The sequence below is a fragment of the Streptomyces sp. NPDC001194 genome (assembly GCF_042896985.1).
Lineage (GTDB): Bacteria > Actinomycetota > Actinomycetes > Streptomycetales > Streptomycetaceae > Streptomyces.
The window spans coordinates 58,148-74,462 of the sequence record NZ_JBIAXU010000021.1; the positions used below are offsets into that span (position 1 = coordinate 58,148).

Here is a 16,315-nt window from a genome sequence, read left to right on the forward strand (position 1 = left end):
TCAGCCGATTCCGGGGATGAGGGTGATGAGCATGTCGATGAGCTTGATGCCGATGAACGGGGCGATGAGGCCGCCGAGTCCGTAGATGCCCAGGTTGCGGCGGAGCATCTTGTCGGCGCTGGTCGGCTTGTACTGCACGCCCTTCAGGGCGAGCGGCACCAGAGCGATGATGACCAGCGCGTTGAAGACGACCGCGGACAGGATCGCGGAGTTCGGCGAGTGCAGGCCCATGACGTTGAGCTTGTCGAGGCCGGGGTAGACCACGGCGAACATGGCCGGGATGATCGCGAAGTACTTGGCGACGTCGTTGGCGATGGAGAACGTGGTCAGCGCGCCCCGGGTGATGAGGAGCTGCTTGCCGATCTCGACGATCTCGATGAGTTTGGTGGGGTTGGAGTCCAGGTCCACCATGTTCCCGGCCTCCTTGGCGGCCGACGTGCCCGTGTTCATCGCCACGCCCACGTCCGCCTGCGCGAGGGCGGGGGCGTCGTTGGTGCCGTCGCCCGTCATCGCGACGAGCTTGCCGCCGGCCTGCTCCCGCTTGATGAGGGCCATCTTGTCCTCGGGGGTGGCCTCGGCGAGGAAGTCGTCGACGCCCGCTTCCTCGGCGATCGCCTTGGCCGTCAGCGGGTTGTCACCCGTGATCATGATCGTCTTGATGCCCATGCGGCGCAGTTCGCCGAACCGCTCGCGCATGCCCTCCTTGACGACGTCCTTGAGGTGGATGACACCGAGGATCCGGGCACCCTTCTCGTCGTCGACGGCCACGAGGAGCGGCGTGCCGCCCGCCTCGGAGATCAGATTGGCGAGGAGGTCCGCGTCGTCGGCGACCCGGCCGCCCTGCTCCTTGACCCAGGTGATGACCGAACCGGCAGCGCCCTTGCGGGTCTTGCGGCCGTCCACGTCCACGCCCGACATGCGGGTCTGGGCGGTGAAGGCGATCCACTCGGCCTGGGCCAGCTCGCCCTGGTGGCGCTCGCGCAGCCCGTACTTCTCCTTCGCGAGGACGACGATGGAGCGGCCCTCGGGAGTCTCGTCGGCCAGCGACGACAGCTGGGCGGCATCGGCCAGTTCGGCCTCCGTCGTCCCCTTGACCGGGACGAATTCGGCGGCCTGGCGGTTGCCTAGGGTGATCGTCCCCGTCTTGTCGAGCAGCAGGGTCGACACGTCGCCGGCCGCCTCGACCGCACGCCCCGACATGGCCAGGACGTTGCGCTGGACGAGCCGGTCCATGCCGGCGATGCCGATGGCCGAGAGGAGCGCGCCGATCGTCGTCGGGATCAGGCAGACCAGCAGCGCGGTCAGCACGATCATCGACTGCTTGGCGTCCGCGTAGATCGCGAACGGCTGCAGGGTGACCACGGCGAGCAGGAAGACGATGGTCAGCGAGGCGAGAAGGATGTTGAGGGCGATCTCGTTCGGCGTCTTCTGCCGGGCCGCGCCCTCGACGAGCGCGATCATGCGGTCGATGAAGGTCTCGCCGGGCTTCGTCGTGATCTTCACGACGATCCGGTCCGAGAGCACCTTGGTACCGCCGGTCACCGCGCTGCGGTCACCGCCCGACTCGCGGATCACCGGCGCCGATTCACCCGTGATGGCTGACTCGTCGACCGAGGCGACGCCCTCCACGACGTCACCGTCGCCCGGGATGATGTCACCGGCCTCGCAGACCACCAGGTCGCCGATGCGCAGATCCGTCCCGGGGACCAGCTCCTCGCCGGAGCCGGTCAGGCGGCGGGCCACGGTGTCGGTCTTGGCCTTGCGCAGGGTGTCGGCCTGGGCCTTGCCGCGGCCCTCGGCCACCGCCTCGGCGAGGTTCGCGAAGACGGTGGTCAGCCACAGCCAGGCGGTGATCGCCCAGCCGAACCAGTCCGTCGGGTCCAGACACGCCAGGACGGTGGTGACCACCGACCCCACGAGGACCACGAACATCACCGGCGACTTGATCATGATGCGCGGGTCGAGCTTCCTCACCGCGTCGGGAAAGGACTTCAGCAGCGCCTTGGGATCGAACAGACCGCCGCCGACGCGCCCTGCCGAGGGCTTGTGCCCGGTGGGCAGGTCTTCGTGCGGGGCACGGGTGGGGGTGATGGTGCTCATGAGGCGAGCCCTTCAGCAAGCGGACCCAGCGCGAGGGCGGGGAAGTAGGTGAGGCCGGTGATGATGAGGATCGTGCCGACGAGGAGGCCCGCGTAGAGCGGCTTGTCGGTGCGCAGGGTGCCCGCGGTCTCGGGGACCGGTGCCTGCTCGGCGAGCGAGCCGGCCAGCGCGAGGACGAACACCATCGGCAGGAAACGGCCCAGCAGCATCGCGATGCCGATGGTGCTGTTGAACCACTGCGTGTCGGCGTTCAGGCCCGCGAACGCCGAGCCGTTGTTGTTCGCGCCCGAGGTGTAGGCGTAGAGGATCTCCGAGAAGCCGTGCGCACCGGGGTTCGCCATCGAGTTGCCGGGCGTCGGGAGCGCCATGGCGGCGGCGGTGAAGCAGAGCACGAGCGCCGGGGTGATGAGGATGTAGCAGGCGGCCAGCTTGATCTGGCGGGTGCCGATCTTCTTGCCGAGGTACTCCGGCGTCCGCCCGACCATCAGACCGGCGATGAACACCGCGATGATCGCCATGATCAGCATGCCGTAGAGGCCGGAGCCGACCCCGCCGGGCGCGATCTCGCCGAGCTGCATGCCCAGGAGCTGGATGCCGCCGCCGAGACCGGTGAAGGAGGAGTGGAAGGAGTTGACCGCACCGGTCGAGGTCAGCGTGGTCGCGACGGAGAAGATCGCGGAGCCGCCGATCCCGAAGCGGGTCTCCTTGCCCTCCATCGCGCCGCCGGCGATGTCGAAGGCCGGGCCGTGGTGGGCGAATTCGGTCCACATCATCAGCGCGGTGAACCCGAGCCAGATGGTCGCCATCGTGGCGAGGAGCGCGTAGCCCTGGCGCAGGCTGCCGACCATCCGGCCGAAGGTGCGGGTCAGCGCGAACGGGATGACCAGGATCAGGAAGATCTCGAAGAGGTTCGAGAAGGGGGTGGGGTTCTCGAACGGGTGGGCGGAGTTGGCGTTGAAGTAGCCGCCGCCGTTGGTGCCCAGCTCCTTGATGACCTCCTGCGAGGCCACCGCGCCGCCGTTCCACTGCTGGCTGCCGCCCATGAACTGGCCGACCTCGTGGATCCCGGCGAAGTTCTGGATCGCACCGCACGCGACCAGGACGATCGCGCCGATCACCGAGATCGGCAGCAGGATGCGGACGGTCCCGCGTACCAGGTCGGACCAGAAGTTGCCGAGCTCGCCGGTGCGCGAGCGGGCGAAGCCCCGTACGAGGGCCACGGCGACGGCCATGCCCACCGCGGCCGAGACGAAGTTCTGCACCGCGAGGCCGCCGGTCTGCACGACGTGGCCCATGGCCTGCTCGCCCGCGTACGACTGCCAGTTGGTGTTCGCGACGAACGACGCGGCGGTGTTGAACGCCTGGTCGGGATCGATCGCGGAGAAGCCCAGCGAGCCGGGCAGGACGCCCTGGGCGCGCTGGAGGGCGTAGAGGAAGAGGACGCTCACCGCGGAGAAGGCCAGGACGCCGCGCAGGTAGGCGGGCCAGCGCATCTCGGCCGACGGGTCGGCGCCGATGGCCTTGTAGATCCACTTCTCCGGGCGGTAGTGCTTCTCGGAGGAGTAGACCCGGGCCATGTGGTCGCCGAGCGGACGGTATGCCAGCGCCAGCGCGGCGACGAGCGCGAGCAGCTGCAGCACACCTGCGGTTACGGGGCTCATATCAGTACTCAGAACCTCTCCGGGTACACGAGGGCGAGGACGAGGTAACCCAGCAGGGAGACGGCCACGACGAGGCCGACGATGTTCTCGGCGGTCACAGCTTGGCCACCCCTCGGGCGATGAGAGCCACCAGCGCGAAGACCGCGACCGTGGTGACGACGAAGGCCAGATCGGCCATCGTGAGCTCCTGGATGAAGTGATGAAATGGATTTCGGCCAGACCGGCCGATGTAGAGCAAACCGCGAGCTCAGCCCGGCGTTAAGACCTCTTGACGGGCTCCATACGGGCAGGCCGGATCTCTTGATGCCGCCCTGACGCGGAAACGTCTCGGGGGCTGTGCGGCACGGTGGGCCAGGGGCCGGGGCGGCCCCCGTACGGCTCCCTCAGCCGGCCAGGCCGGCCGTGTCCAGGGCGGTGCCGGCCTGTGCGGCGAGGGCGACGGCGACGAGCCGGGCCTGCTCCGAGGGCAGCGGTCCCGGCACCGGGTCGAGGACGAAGCGGCCGTAGTAGTGCCCGCCGCCGACGGCACGCAGCTCGGTCTCGCCGTCGGGCCACCGGTCGGGCCAGTACGTGGCCTCGGTCTCCCCGGTGCCGTGGCCGAGCCACAGGGTGCCGTCGTGCTCCATCCGGGGGAGGTGCCCGATGAGGGACCCGTACTCGAAGCGGCAGCCGCGCAGGTCCAGCAGGGCGATGAGCTCGTGTCGGACGTGCTCGACGACGGTCTCGGGAGCGTCTGCGCCCTCGGCGAGCCGGGCCGTCCCCTCCAGCTGGGACAGGTGCGAGGCATCGGTGGTCACTGCGCCCTGGAGGCGGCGTGCGCGTACGGCCAGCTGGGAGACGATCAGGCCGACGATCAGCAGGAGGGCGGCCGTCTGGAGGTCCTCACCGCCGGTGATCGTGAAGCGGCCGTACGGGCGGGTGAGGAAGAAGTCGAACCAGGCGGCGGCCGACAGTGCGGCGAGGGCCCCGGCGACCCGGGTGCCGAGCGCGGCCACCGCGACCACGGCGACGACCAGGACGAGGGCGGCGTTCGTCGCCGAAAGCTCCGTACGGAAGGGCACGAGCGCGAGCGCCACGAGGAAGGGGACGACGAGGGCCGCGATCAGGGCGAGGCGGTCGTGGAGCCGATACCCGGACATGTGCTGCCTCCCGTCCGGACGCGCTGGTGTCGATTCGGGTCGGAACCTCGTCGCAACCCCTCGGGGTCAGAACTTCTCGGGCTTGATCAGGGCCGCGATGAGATGGCCGAGCAGGGCGAGGGCGATGACCAGCCCGACCACGTTCTCAGCGTCCATGGATCATGTCTCCGATTCTCCCGGTGCGTGCGGTGCTCCGCCACCTCCACCGTGCCCGCGCAGCCGGGCGGCGTATCGGACGGCAACGGCCTTTTGACGCGTCTCATACGGTTCCCGCTCGTGCGCGTCAGCGGGACGTCAGGGTTTGCGCCGACGGTGTCAGAAGAGCGTCAGCGAAGCGGTCCGGTGCCCGCCCGCCGGCGTTCCATGGACCGCATGCCCCGACCGAAGCACGTGGAGGACCGCAACTGGCGGGGAGACGCGCGGGCCGCGGCCGGCATCGCCGTGCTGTTCCCGGGACTGCTCGTCGCCGTCGACGCGGCGGCCGGCAGCACGCACTGGCAGCGCGTGCTGTTGTGGACGGCCCTCGGCCTGACGCTGTTCGCCGTCCTGTGGCCCACCCGGGTCACTGCCGTCCCGGGCCTGCTCACGACCCGGGGACTGCTCCGCCGCCGCCGGGTCCACACCGACCGGCTCGTCTCGGTCGCCTGGCACGACGGCGTCGCGCAGCGCCTGGTCCTGAAGGACCTCGACGGCAATCGGCTGGAGGTCGATCCGCGGGTCTTCGCGGCGAACCCGGCGCTGTGGCACCTGTTCGAGCGGGGCGTCCGCGCGAGCCTGTCCCTGGGCACCGTGACGGAAGGCTCGGACCCGCTCCGCCGGCTCGCCTGCCTCATCGACCGGCAGACCGTCACCACGGTCTTCAAGCTCTCCGGCATGGACCACCGCTGACGGGCCGTGGGGCGTCGCCCATGGGCGTGTCCGTGGAGTCCCGCCTTCCCCGCGACGCCCGGCACGCGCTAGAGGAGGTCCGATGGTACGGCCGCCCAGGACTCCCGCAGTGCGCCGACCGCCGGGTCGTCGGGGTCCAGGTCCACGTCGTCGACCGCCGCCAGCGCCCGTACGCCGAAGCCCGTGCTCGTCGCGAACGCCGCCCGCATCGTGCGCAGCCCGGCATCCGTCACCGGAGCCGTGACCTGCGCGGATCCCGCGGCCCGGAGCAGCCGCATCGTCGTCCCGGGCAGTACCTCGGCCTCCGGCCAGACCACCGTCCCGGCCTCGTCCACGAAGCCGATGTTCCAGGTGCAGCCCTCGGAGACCAGCCCGTCCGCATCGGTGAACAGCACGTCGTCGAAACCGGCGAGCCGGGCTGCGCGCCGCAGCCGCAGCTGCCCGAACAGCGCCACGTGCTTCACCGACGGCATGTCGCGCCGGAAAGGGAGCCGCTGCACGCGCAGCGCCGGCAGCGGCCGGCCGGCGGCGCCCGCGGCGGCCGGCCGGGTCGTCACCAGTACGCCCGGCCGCCCCGTACGGTCGGGGGCCGTCAGCTCCAGCTCGGGGTCGAAGACCGTGACCCGCACCATGAGCGCCCCCGCCCGCCCGCCGGCTTCCCTCCGTACGCACTCCCGCACCCACCCGGGATCCAGCTCCGCCCCGAACACCGCACGGCAGTCCGCGACCAGCCGGGCCAGGTGCAGGGCCAGCCCCTTCACCCCGCCGTCCTCCACCCGCATGGTGGTGAAATGGCCGTAATTGGTCAGCGCGAGTGCCTGGAGGGCCTCGGGGGAGGCGGGGGAGCCGTTCAGGGTTGCCATACACGCAGTCTGCACGTCGCGGACTCGGCCCGGCCGGCCGCTACGGGGCCGGCGCCGCGGGGCGGGGCATGCGGCCGACGGGCGGGATCGCCGGGCCGGGCGGCAGGAGCTCGATCGTCACGAGCGCCACGACCGTGGCGAGGATCGCCACCGGGATCAGCTCGGTGCTGCCCAGCACGAGCACCACGAGCACCACGCTGCTGACCGGCAGCCGCAGCGCGCTCACGGTGGCGGCGGCCATGCCGGCCGCCAGCCCGGCGCCGACACCGAGCCCGGGCAGCGGCGAGCACAGCACGCCCGCGGCGGCGCCGAGGAACAGCGACGGGAAGATGGGACCGCCCCGCAGGCTGCCCAGGCACAGGGAGAAGGCGGCGCTCTTGCAGAGGAGCACGGCGATCAGCGCGCCCACGCCCCAGGCGTGCGGGTCACCGGCCAGCTGGGCCATCGTCTCCTGGCCCGAGGAGGCCACGTCCACGGGAGAGCGGCCGGTGCCCAGGGAGTAGGCGGCGGCGCAGACGCCGGCGGCGAGGGCGCAGAGGGCGGTGACGGTCAGCGGGCGTTTTGCGACGCGGACGGCGGTCAGCCGTCCGCCGTACTGCACCAGGTGGATGCCGACCGCGAGGGCCGCGGCGATGAGGATCGACCAGAGCACGTCACCGGCGTCCAGGCGGGGGTACGGCGTGCCCGAGTGCTTCAGCGACAGGTCACCGGTCTTCAGTCCGGTCCAGCGGCCGAACCCGGTGAACACGAGCGAGCCGATGCCGCTCGACAGCAGTGCGGGCAGCATGACGGCGAACAGCTGGGGTCCTCCCACGCCCACGACCTCCATGAGCAGCACCGCGCCGATCAGCGGATTGCCGAAGATGGTGGCGATGGCCGCGGCGGATCCGGCGGCGCCCAGCAGCGCGGTGCTCATCGGCGTCTCCGGCGTGCCGGTGAGGTGCCGCAGTGCGATCGCGAGCCCGCCGCCCAGCGCGATGAGCGGCGCCTCGGGGCCGAGCGTGGCGCCGAGCGGGAGGCTGAACACGGCCGCGAGGATCACTCCGGGCAGGGCCGCGGCTCCGGGACCGCCCGCGTGCAGGCCGGAGGCGGGGATGTGTCCGCCGGCCCCGGGGAGCCGGGTGACGATCTGCCCGACGCAGACACCCGACAGGAGCAGGAGCGGCAGGGGCCACCACCACGGCGGAGTGTCGTGGCCGAGGGCGTGCGGGAGGTCCACCCAGACCAGACCCTGCAGCTTCTGGAGCCCGGCGAGGAACCAGAATGCGGCCAGCGACACCGGGATGCCGATGAGTCCGCAGAACACGAGCGTCTTGCGGTATCCGGGAGTCCGGATCAGCTCGCCGAGCCTCTGGGCCTCCGCGGGCCGCGACGGCGGCTGCGGACCCGGCCCCTGGCGCGGACCCGGGTTCGGGCCCTGATTCGGGCCCTGATTCGGACTCGGCTGCGTCGGCTGCGTCATGGGGCCGTTCCTTCCCTCCCCCGTCCCTCACCGGTCAGTCCGGCACAGGGTGCTCCGTCAGCCGAGGAGCCGACGCTTCTGCTCGGCGAACTCCTCCTCGGTCAGCACTCCCTGTTCCTTGAGGGTGCTGAGCTGCTTGAGCTGGTCGATCTTGGTGGTCATGTCGTCGGCGGCGGGGGCCGCGGCAGGGGGCGGGGGCGGCGGCGGGGGCGGCGGCGCGGCCTCGGCCTGCGGCGCCTCCTGCTGCGCCCAACGGCCCGCCTGCCGCCGGGACACGCGGTTGGACACGGCGGTTGCGGTGCCGGCGATGACGGCCGTACGGGCGACTCCGCGAAGAAGTCCGGGCATGGTGCTCATCTCCAGGGGTGCGGTGAAGCAGGGCTGCGGCCACGTCCTCATGCGTCGTCGGGCCGTACCTCCATGGCCTCCAGCGAGGCGAGCAGCGCCTGCACGGGAATCCGGCCGGCGGCCACGAGCTGTGCGCCTCCGCGGCGCAGTTCGCGGGCGAACGGCGCCGCCCACGTGTTCTCGTACACGATGATCCCCGCCGAGTTGCCCGGTTCCAGCGCGACGCCGGCGTCGTCGATGTCGCTCTGGTCCAGCAGGCCGGACGAGGCACCCTCGAAGATCGAGAGGTCGACCTCGTCGCCGAAGTCGGTCAGCTCCACCGCCGTCACCGAACCGTCCAGGTCCTTGCGGACGAAGACCAGGTCGAAGATGCGGATGATGCCGCGATCGACGAGGTCGACGAGCATGGGGAGTCCGTTGCCGGTCATCCGGTTGCCCGGGAACTCGATGACGACGTAGTCCACCGGACCCATGTCGTCGATGTCGCCGATGTCGCCGAGCCCGCCTGATTCCTCGACCTCGCTGCTCATGGCTGCTCCTGTCGCGCTGGGGGGGAGGGAAGACGTCGTGCCGGCCGCTGGTCCGCGGGCGCGGCTCCGGCACGCGGTCGGCAGGAGGGACGTCGCCTAAGCCCATTCCAGCACCGCGCACGCACCTGCGCACATCCGGAAGGCCACCCGCGGAGCGAGCCGATCGGCCGGCGGTCGGGTGGTCAGCCGGTCAGCTGGTAGATGCTCTTGCCGGTCAGCCACAGGCCGACCACCAGGCAGATGACGACGATCGCCTGCTGCTGGTGACCCTCCAGCCAGCCGCGCAGGCGCATCAGCCGGTCGTGTGCGACCTCGGGTGCGAACACGATGTACAGCTCGGCGGCCAGCAGGCTGGCGGTCGCGAGGAAGCAGAAGCCGAAGAGGGCCGCGTAGGTGGACGTGTGCGAGGTGTTCGCCTCGAGCACGGTCGTCGCGCCGGCCGCGACCAGGCCCCACGGCTGGACGAGCACGGCCAGTCCCGCGGCCGCCCAGAGCGAGCCCGAGCGGGAGGCCGCACTGTCGGAGGGTCCGCCCCGCACGTCGGGGCCGAGCGGGGTGGCGGAGCCGGTCGGGGCTGTGCCCGCCTTCATGAGGCGGCGGCGATGGAGCCCGTAGAACACCAGGACCAGTCCGATGACCAGCTTGGTCGCCAGCCCCGCGAGGCTGGGCGGGGAGCGCGGTGGCGGCGGCTGGCCGTCCGTCACCATGAGTACGACCGCGATCACCGCGACGAGGCAGGCGAGCCAGGCCAGGATGAAGACGAGGCCCTTCCACACGCCTCTGGCGGAGGACACCACGAGCGCGAAGGCCATGATGGGCAGCGGGTCGACGGTGATGGCCAGCGCGATGAGCAAGAGGTCGACGACCATGGCGCCCCAATCGTGTGACGAGGTACGACACTACGCACGGGTCCGGGCCCCGACATCTTTTCGCGTCCGTTGGACGGACGGGCGAACGGCGGCGGGCCGCAGGCGTTCGAGATGCCGCCCCCGGCCGTGTCCTTCAACCTGGACGGACACGAAGGAGACCCCGATGACGACGACTTGCCCTCCGGCCCCGGCGCCGGCGTCGAGCCGTCCGTTTCCTCCCGTGCCCGCTCCCGTGCCCCCCGCTCCCGTCCCGGTGTGCTGATGGCCTCCGGCAAGAGCAGGCGTGCCGTCCTGCGGTCCGAGTGGTGGCGATCCCGCTCGCAGCGCACGGCAGCCAAGGCCCGGCGGCTCCAGCGCCGGGCCGAGACCCGGTTTCCGGTGATCACCCACGTCGCCGAGCGCATGGTGTCGGTGAACATCTTCGACTCCGCGACCCGCCTCGCCGCGCAGTGCTTCCTGACCGCCGTCCCCCTGGTCTTCGTCGTCGCGTCGGTCGCTCCGCAGGCCGTGCGGGAGCAGATGGCGGCATCGATCCGCGCGGTGTTCGGGCTCAACGGCGAGGCGAGCGACCAGCTGTCCGCCATCTTCCGCAGCTCCGACGCGGAGCTCCAGAACGCGGTGGGTGTGGTGGGCTCCCTGATGGTGCTGCTGTCCGCGACCGCCGTGAGCCGCGCCATGCAGCGGCTGTGCAAGCGCGCGTGGGAGATCCCGCGCACCGGGGCGCGGATCGCGGTCTGGCGCTGGCTCGCGTGGATCGCCGCCTGGATCGGTCTGCTGCTCGTGCAGGAACCGGTGCGCAGCGGGTTCGGCGTCGGGCTGTGGCTGGGCGTCCCCGTCACGTTCGTCTTCCAGGCGCTGGTGTGGTGGTGGACCCAGCACATCCTGCTGGGCCGCCTCGTCGGCTGGATGCCGCTGCTGCCGGGTGCCCTGATCACCGCCGGCGCGATGACCGCCCTGTCGGTCACCGCCGGTTTCTACATGCCGCGCGCGCTCAACCGGGCCCTGAGCGAGTACGGTTCGGCCGGCTCGGTCTTCGTCCTGCTGTCATGGCTGATCGTGCTGTGCGTGGCCATCGCGGGCGGGGTCACCATGGGCGCCGTCCTGGCGCAGGAGCCGTACTTCGCCCGGCGGCTGGGCAGTCCGCCGCCCAGCCGGGAGCGGACCGAGCAGGACTGAGCCCGGCGCTCCGGCGCCCGGGCGCCGGGTGGCGCCGTACGGCAGCGCGGGGCCGGGGGTGCCATGCTGGGCAGCAGGGGCCCGAGCGGCCTGGAGGTCCACAGCGATGGCAAAGCGTGTAGCGAAGACGGAGAACGGTGTGCACCGGCTGTCCGTCGCGGAGCGGGTCGCCCGCGGCCGCGCCGCCCGGAGCCGGGCGCCCCGGTCCGGGCAGGGGGATTTCGAGCCGTCCGCGCAGCGGCAGAATCCGGTGGACATCCTCGAAGGACAGTCGGCCGGCCGGGTGCCGGAGCTGGTGCCGATCCGCTACGGGCGGATGTCGGAGTCGCCGTTCCGCTTCTACCGGGGCGCCGCCGCCGTCATGGCGGCCGACCTCGCCCAGACGCAGGACTCGGGCCTGCGGGTCCAAGTTTGCGGCGATGCGCACATGTTGAACTACGGGCTTCTCGGCACCCCGGAGCGCAACCTGCTGTTCGACCTCAACGATTTCGACGAGACCCTGCCCGGACCGTGGGAGTGGGACGTCAAGCGGCTGGCCGTGAGCCTGGCCATCGCCGGGCGGGAGAACGGTTTCAGCGAGCGCGAGCGCGCTGTCGTCGTCCGGTCGGCGGGCAGGTCGTACCGCGAGAGGATGCGCGACTACGCCGTCATGCGCCACCTCGACGTCTGGTACGCGCGGGTCGACGCGGAGCAGCTCCAGGCGCTGGGGGCGACCGAACTGCGCTCGCGCGGCCGCAAGCGGCTGGCCGAGGAACTGGCCAAGGCGCGGGGACGGGACAGCCTGCAGGCCGCCGGGAAACTCACCGAGGTCGTGGCCGGTGAGCGGCGGTTCCGGTCGGTACCGCCCCTGGTCACGCCGCTGACGGAGCTCATGCCGGACAACCGGCGCGGCACGCTGGAGGGGCAGATCCGCGACATGGTCGAGCAGTACGGCGAGACCCTCCCCTCGGACCGGCGCCACCTGCTGCGGCAGTTCACCGTCGTCGACATGGCCCGCAAGGTGGTGGGCGTCGGCAGCGTGGGCACGCGGTGCTGGATCATCCTGCTCGTCGGCAGGGACGGCGAAGACCCGTTGATCCTCCAGGCCAAGGAGGCCGGAGAGTCCGTCCTCGCCCCGTACGTCGGCGCCGGCGAGCACTCCATGCAGGGCGAGCGGGTGGTGGCGGGGCAGCGCCTGATGCAGGCGGCCAGCGACATCTTCCTGGGCTGGCACCGGGCGAAGGGCATCGACGGCCGCGAGCGGGACTTCTACGTACGGCAGTTGAGGGACTGGAAGGGGAGCATCGACCCGGAGCTCATGGCGCCTCAGGGCATGCAGGCGCTCGGCGACGTGTGCGCCGCCACCCTGGCCCGGGCACACGCCCGGTCGGGCGACCGGATAGGCATCGCCGCCTATCTGGGCGGCGGCGACGTGTTCGACCGGGCGCTGGTGCGGTTCGCCGAGACCTACGCCGATCTGAACGAGCGCGACCACCAGGCCCTGGTGGCCGCGGTGGCCGCGGGCCGGATGGAGGCGCAGGCGGCGTGAGGGCCGACGGGCGGCCCGCGCACCCCGCCTCTGTGCCAGTCGGCTGAACCGACCGGCGAGGCGACACGCGGCTTTCCGTGACCGTGGGAGGCTCCGGTCATGACAGCCGATGCACCCGCGGCCGGGAGCGCCAAGAACGCGAACCTCGTCCTGATGACACTGGCGGCCGGGCAGTTCCTGATGGCCCTCGACAGCTCGGTCATGAACGTCTCGATCGCCACGGTGGCCGAGGACATCGGCACCACGGTGACCGGCATGCAGGGCGCGATCACGGCCTACACGCTGGTCATGGCGATGCTGATGATCGCCGGTGGCAAGGTCGGAGCGCTCATCGGGCGCAGACGCGCGTTCATGATCGGTTGTGTCGTCTACGGGTGCGGATCCTTCACCACGTCGATCGCCCCGAACCTGACGGTCCTGCTGCTCGGCTGGTCGTTCCTGGAAGGCGTGGGCGCGGCGCTGATCCTGCCGGCGATCGTGGCGCTGGTCGCCTCGAACTTCGCCGTGGAGCGGCGGCCGGCCGCCTATGGCCTGGTGGCGGCCGCGGCGGCGATCGCCATCGGGCTCGGGCCGCTCATCGGCGGTGTGGCGACCACGTTCTTCTCCTGGCGCTGGGTCTTCGCCGGGGAGGTCGTGGTCGTACTCGTCATCCTGGTGCTCGCCCGCCGGATCGCGGACGCGCCCACCGACCGCAAGCCGCGCATCGACCTCCTGGGCGCGGTCCTGTCCGCTCTGGGCATCGGACTGTTCGTCTTCGGCGTGCTGCGCACGAGCGAATGGGGCTGGTTCCGGCCGAAGGCCGGCGCACCGGCCTGGTTCGGGCTCTCACCCGTCGTCTGGCTGATGCTGGCCGGTCTCTTCCTCGTCTGGCTCTTCTTCCGCTGGGAGGCGCGCCTCGTCGCACGCGCCACCGAACCGCTCGTGGATCCGGCGCTCCTGCGCAACCGGCAGCTGACCGGCGGCCTGACGATGTTCTTCTTCCAGTACCTCGTACAGATGGGCGTGTTCTTCGTCGTCCCGCTCTACCTGTCCGTCGCGCTGGGCCTGTCCGCCGTCAAGACGGGCGTGCTGATCCTGCCGCTCTCCGTCTCCCTGCTGGCCGCCGCGATCGCGATCCCCCGCTTCCGTCCGGACATCTCGCCGCGGCGCGTGGTGAAGCTCGGGATCCTGTCGATGTTCCTCGGCGCCGTCGTCCTGCTGGCCGTCCTGGACGTGGACTCCGGGGCGGCCGTCGTCACCGTTCCGCTGCTGCTGATCGGACTCGGGATGGGAGCCCTCGCCTCCCAGCTCGGGGCGGTCACCGTATCGGCCGTCCCGGACGAGCAGAGCGCCGAGGTCGGCGGAGTCCAGAACACCGTCACGAACCTCGGCGCGTCGATCGGCACCGCCGTCGCGGGGTCGATCCTCATCACCATGCTGACCTCGTCGTTCCTGACGAGCATCGAGCAGAACCCGGCGATCCCGGCCGAGGTCAAGAGCCAGGCGAACGTCCGACTCGCGGGAGGCGCCCCCTTCCTGTCGGACGCCCAGCTCACCGCCGCCCTCGACGAGGCCGGTGTGGAATCGGAGGTGGCCGACGCCGCGCTCGACGCGAACGCCACCGCGCGGATCGACGGTCTGAAGGCGGCCCTCGGCATCCTCGCCCTCGCCGCGCTGACGGCGCTCTTCTTCACCCAGCGCATCCCCGAGACCCAGCCGGGGGCGGCGCGGTCCTGAACCGGTCCCTACACGGGACGCGGCGGACTTCCACCGGGTGCCGCCGCGTCCTCGGTGTCCGGCGCGGCCTCCTCGGCGATGAAGTCCATGACGGCCAGGGCGAAGAGGAGCACGAGGGCGATGCCCAGGATGACCCAGCCCGTCGGGTACGGCCACAGGATGAAGGCGAGGACGGCCGCCGCCACCAGGATCCAGGTGATCCAGACGCGGTGGCGGGCGACGAACGGGCCGACCGGGCCCATGCGCAGGCCCGCCCGGTCGGCGGAGGCCCGGGTGGCCGCGATGCCCGAGTGCCACATCTGGCGCACCACGGTGGCTCGGCGACCGGGGCCCGAGAGCCAGGCGGCGAGCGCGAGCAGCACGCCGAGGACCACGACCATGCGGACCGTGGTGCGCAGGAGCTTGATCATCGCGTCGTAGACGGCGCCGGCGGCCGGCTGGGACACGGTGTCGGGGAGCGCGTTGAGGTAGACCGTACGGAAGACGGTCAGTGCGATGCCCAGGACGAGCGCCGCGACGGCGAAGCCGAGGGCCGTCGTGACCAGGGTCCGCCTGCGGTGGACGGAGAGCAGGATGCCGACGGCCGCGAGCACGACCGCGATGACCGGCAGCCAGAAGCCCATGATCTGCAGCAGCCGGAAGCCGGTCTTGACCCGGCCGATGTCGTCCGACTTGAGCACGGTGAAGTCGGTGTGGACCTCGGGGATCTTGGCGGCCACGCTCATCCCGGAATCCACCAGCTTGTTCTTCACCTGGTCGATCACGGGAGCGAGGTCGATGGTCACCGAGTCGTTCTTGATCTGGACGGCCCCCTCGTCGCTGCCGGTCAGGGCGCGGACGAGCGAGGTGTGGACCGTGCGGTTCGCGTTGGTCCAGATGGTCTCGAAGGCGTTCGACTGGACCACGTCCAAGGCCTTCTCGTGCACGAAGCTGCGGACCGCGCCCTCCAGCCCGTTGCCGAGCTTCCCCAGCGCCTTCTGCAGCAGCGGCCGCTGGTCCGGAGCCACGTCCTCGAGGAGGTTGGGCAGGTCGATGTGTTCCATCACCGCGCCGGTGACCCGGTTCGCGGCGGCCGCCTGCACGTCGGGGTTGGAGGCCAGCGGAGCCACGGTGGTCACGTAGCGGTCGGTGTCGCCCACGATGCTGGACGTCCACGCGGCGACGATGCCCAGCGGCGCCAGGACGCAGCCGATGATGATCAGCAGCGCCGACAGGAACGCGCGAAGCCGGTGCCAGCGCGGCAGGCGTTGCGAAGCCTCGGCCTCCAGCGTGGCGACCCGAGCCCGCAGCGCGGCGAGTTCACCCTGGTTGTCGTCGTCCGGCATACGGCCCTCCTAGAGGTCGTACCCAGGCAACCCCGGCCCGAGGGACCGGGCCAGCGGGGGCGGGCCGAACGGGTGAGCGTGACCGCTCGACGTGCGGAGGGCGGTACTCGGACCAATACTGCTGATCGCGGGCATTCGGCTCGCCGCAAGGAGGTAATCATGGACGACTACCCCGCGCTCTCCGTGTTCTGGTCCATGCTCTGGTTCTTTCTGTGGATCATGTGGCTGTTCCTGCTGTTCAAGATCATCACGGACATCTTCCGTGACCATGAGATGAGCGGCTGGGGCAAGGCGGGCTGGCTGATCTTCGTGATCATCCTGCCCTTCCTGGGAGTGCTCGTCTACGTCATCGCCCGCGGCAAGGGCATGACCCAGCGGGACGTCAAGCAGGCCAAGGAAAGCGAGGCCGCCTTCCAGGACTACATCCGCCAGACGGCCGGGTCGTCCTCGGCCGGCGGATCGCACGCCGACGAGCTCACCAAGCTCGTCGCGCTGAAGGACAAGGGCGCGCTGTCGGAGGCCGAGTTCCAGCAGGCGAAAGCGAAGCTGCTCACCTGAGCCGGCCCGTGCGCGGGGCGGCGCGTGTATCCGGGGCAGCCCCGGTGTCCGGTCTGCAGGGGGCAGACCGGGACTCCTGCCCGGCCGGGGGGCGCGCCCAAAACCCTGCCCCCCCCCCCCCCCCCCCCCCCCCCACCACCGGAGCCCCCCCC

At 71.3% G+C, this 16,315-nt stretch carries 17 protein-coding genes; 5 read left to right on the top strand and 12 right to left on the bottom strand.

Translation table 11 applies throughout. The features are described from left to right. The 6 genes from kdpB to kdpF (ACFY1T_RS30560) all read right to left on the bottom strand — a co-directional run bounded on the left by kdpB (position 1) and on the right by kdpF (ACFY1T_RS30560) (position 5,056). Positions 1-2,100 carry a potassium-transporting ATPase subunit KdpB gene (gene kdpB, locus ACFY1T_RS30535; RefSeq protein ID WP_390791024.1) on the bottom strand — a complete coding sequence of 700 codons (2,100 nt, stop codon included), beginning with the start codon at positions 2,098-2,100 and terminating at the stop codon, positions 1-3. Then, positions 2,097-3,761 carry a potassium-transporting ATPase subunit KdpA gene (gene kdpA / locus ACFY1T_RS30540; protein ID WP_390791025.1) on the bottom strand — a complete coding sequence of 555 codons (1,665 nt, stop codon included), beginning with the start codon at positions 3,759-3,761 and terminating at the stop codon, positions 2,097-2,099. The genes kdpB and kdpA overlap by 4 nt, the downstream gene beginning before the upstream one ends. An 8-nt stretch (positions 3,762-3,769) precedes the next feature. Then, positions 3,770-3,859 (bottom strand): K(+)-transporting ATPase subunit F, encoded by a 90-nt coding sequence (kdpF, locus tag ACFY1T_RS30545; protein ID WP_063789431.1) that lies wholly within the window; start codon positions 3,857-3,859, stop codon positions 3,770-3,772. Continuing rightward, positions 3,856-3,999, bottom strand: coding sequence for a hypothetical protein (locus tag ACFY1T_RS30550; protein ID WP_384711666.1), 144 nt, complete (start codon positions 3,997-3,999; stop codon positions 3,856-3,858). Before ACFY1T_RS30550 ends, kdpF (ACFY1T_RS30545) begins: the two co-directional genes overlap by 4 nt. Positions 4,000-4,144: 145 nt before the next feature. Further along, positions 4,145-4,900, bottom strand: a complete 756-nt coding sequence (locus ACFY1T_RS30555; RefSeq protein ID WP_390791026.1) for a DUF4118 domain-containing protein — start codon at positions 4,898-4,900, stop codon at positions 4,145-4,147. A 66-nt stretch (positions 4,901-4,966) separates the two neighbouring features. Continuing rightward, positions 4,967-5,056, bottom strand: a complete 90-nt coding sequence (kdpF, locus tag ACFY1T_RS30560) for a K(+)-transporting ATPase subunit F (RefSeq protein ID WP_390791027.1) — start codon at positions 5,054-5,056, stop codon at positions 4,967-4,969. Positions 5,057-5,272: 216 nt separating this feature from the next. Between kdpF (ACFY1T_RS30560) and ACFY1T_RS30565 the strand changes: the two genes are divergently transcribed. Continuing rightward, entirely contained in the window at positions 5,273-5,788 is a 516-nt protein-coding gene (locus ACFY1T_RS30565) for a hypothetical protein (RefSeq protein ID WP_390791028.1), read from the top strand. Positions 5,789-5,856: 68 nt separating this feature from the next. On the opposite strand, the gene ACFY1T_RS30570 is transcribed toward ACFY1T_RS30565, so the two are convergent. The 5 genes from ACFY1T_RS30570 to ACFY1T_RS30590 all read right to left on the bottom strand — a co-directional run bounded on the left by ACFY1T_RS30570 (position 5,857) and on the right by ACFY1T_RS30590 (position 9,860). Beyond that, a complete protein-coding gene (locus ACFY1T_RS30570; protein ID WP_390791029.1) occupies positions 5,857-6,651 on the bottom strand; it encodes an aminotransferase class IV in 795 nt (264 codons plus the stop codon). 40 nt (positions 6,652-6,691) lie between these two features. Further along, positions 6,692-8,113, bottom strand: a complete 1,422-nt coding sequence (locus ACFY1T_RS30575) for a chloride channel protein (RefSeq protein WP_390791030.1) — start codon at positions 8,111-8,113, stop codon at positions 6,692-6,694. A 57-nt stretch (positions 8,114-8,170) separates the two neighbouring features. Next, positions 8,171-8,461 carry an SHOCT domain-containing protein gene (locus tag ACFY1T_RS30580; protein WP_390791031.1) on the bottom strand — a complete coding sequence of 97 codons (291 nt, stop codon included), beginning with the start codon at positions 8,459-8,461 and terminating at the stop codon, positions 8,171-8,173. 47 nt (positions 8,462-8,508) lie between these two features. Continuing rightward, positions 8,509-8,991 (bottom strand): DUF6325 family protein, encoded by a 483-nt coding sequence (locus tag ACFY1T_RS30585; RefSeq protein ID WP_234435690.1) that lies wholly within the window; start codon positions 8,989-8,991, stop codon positions 8,509-8,511. Positions 8,992-9,173: 182 nt separating this feature from the next. Continuing rightward, positions 9,174-9,860, bottom strand: a complete 687-nt coding sequence (locus ACFY1T_RS30590) for a GAP family protein (protein ID WP_390791032.1) — start codon at positions 9,858-9,860, stop codon at positions 9,174-9,176. Between the two features lie 69 nt (positions 9,861-9,929). On the opposite strand from ACFY1T_RS30590, the gene ACFY1T_RS30595 reads away from it, so the two are divergent. The 3 genes from ACFY1T_RS30595 (at position 9,930) to ACFY1T_RS30605 (ending at position 14,280) form a co-directional block, all read left to right on the top strand. Beyond that, positions 9,930-11,036, top strand: coding sequence for a YihY/virulence factor BrkB family protein (locus ACFY1T_RS30595; protein ID WP_390791033.1), 1,107 nt, complete (start codon positions 9,930-9,932; stop codon positions 11,034-11,036). 106 nt (positions 11,037-11,142) lie between these two features. Then, a complete protein-coding gene (locus tag ACFY1T_RS30600) occupies positions 11,143-12,564 on the top strand; it encodes a DUF2252 domain-containing protein (protein ID WP_390791034.1) in 1,422 nt (473 codons plus the stop codon). A gap of 99 nt (positions 12,565-12,663) precedes the next feature. Continuing rightward, positions 12,664-14,280: an MFS transporter gene (locus ACFY1T_RS30605; RefSeq protein WP_390791035.1), complete on the top strand. Its 1,617-nt coding sequence runs from the start codon at positions 12,664-12,666 to the stop codon at positions 14,278-14,280. 8 nt (positions 14,281-14,288) lie between these two features. Here ACFY1T_RS30605 and ACFY1T_RS30610 read toward each other — a convergent pair whose 3' ends face one another. Continuing rightward, on the bottom strand, positions 14,289-15,605 hold the full coding sequence (locus ACFY1T_RS30610) for a hypothetical protein (RefSeq protein ID WP_390791036.1): 1,317 nt from the start codon (positions 15,603-15,605) through the stop codon (positions 14,289-14,291). Between the two features lie 159 nt (positions 15,606-15,764). On the opposite strand from ACFY1T_RS30610, the gene ACFY1T_RS30615 reads away from it, so the two are divergent. Beyond that, entirely contained in the window at positions 15,765-16,163 is a 399-nt protein-coding gene (locus ACFY1T_RS30615) for an SHOCT domain-containing protein (protein WP_030871301.1), read from the top strand. Positions 16,164-16,315 lie beyond the last annotated feature (152 nt).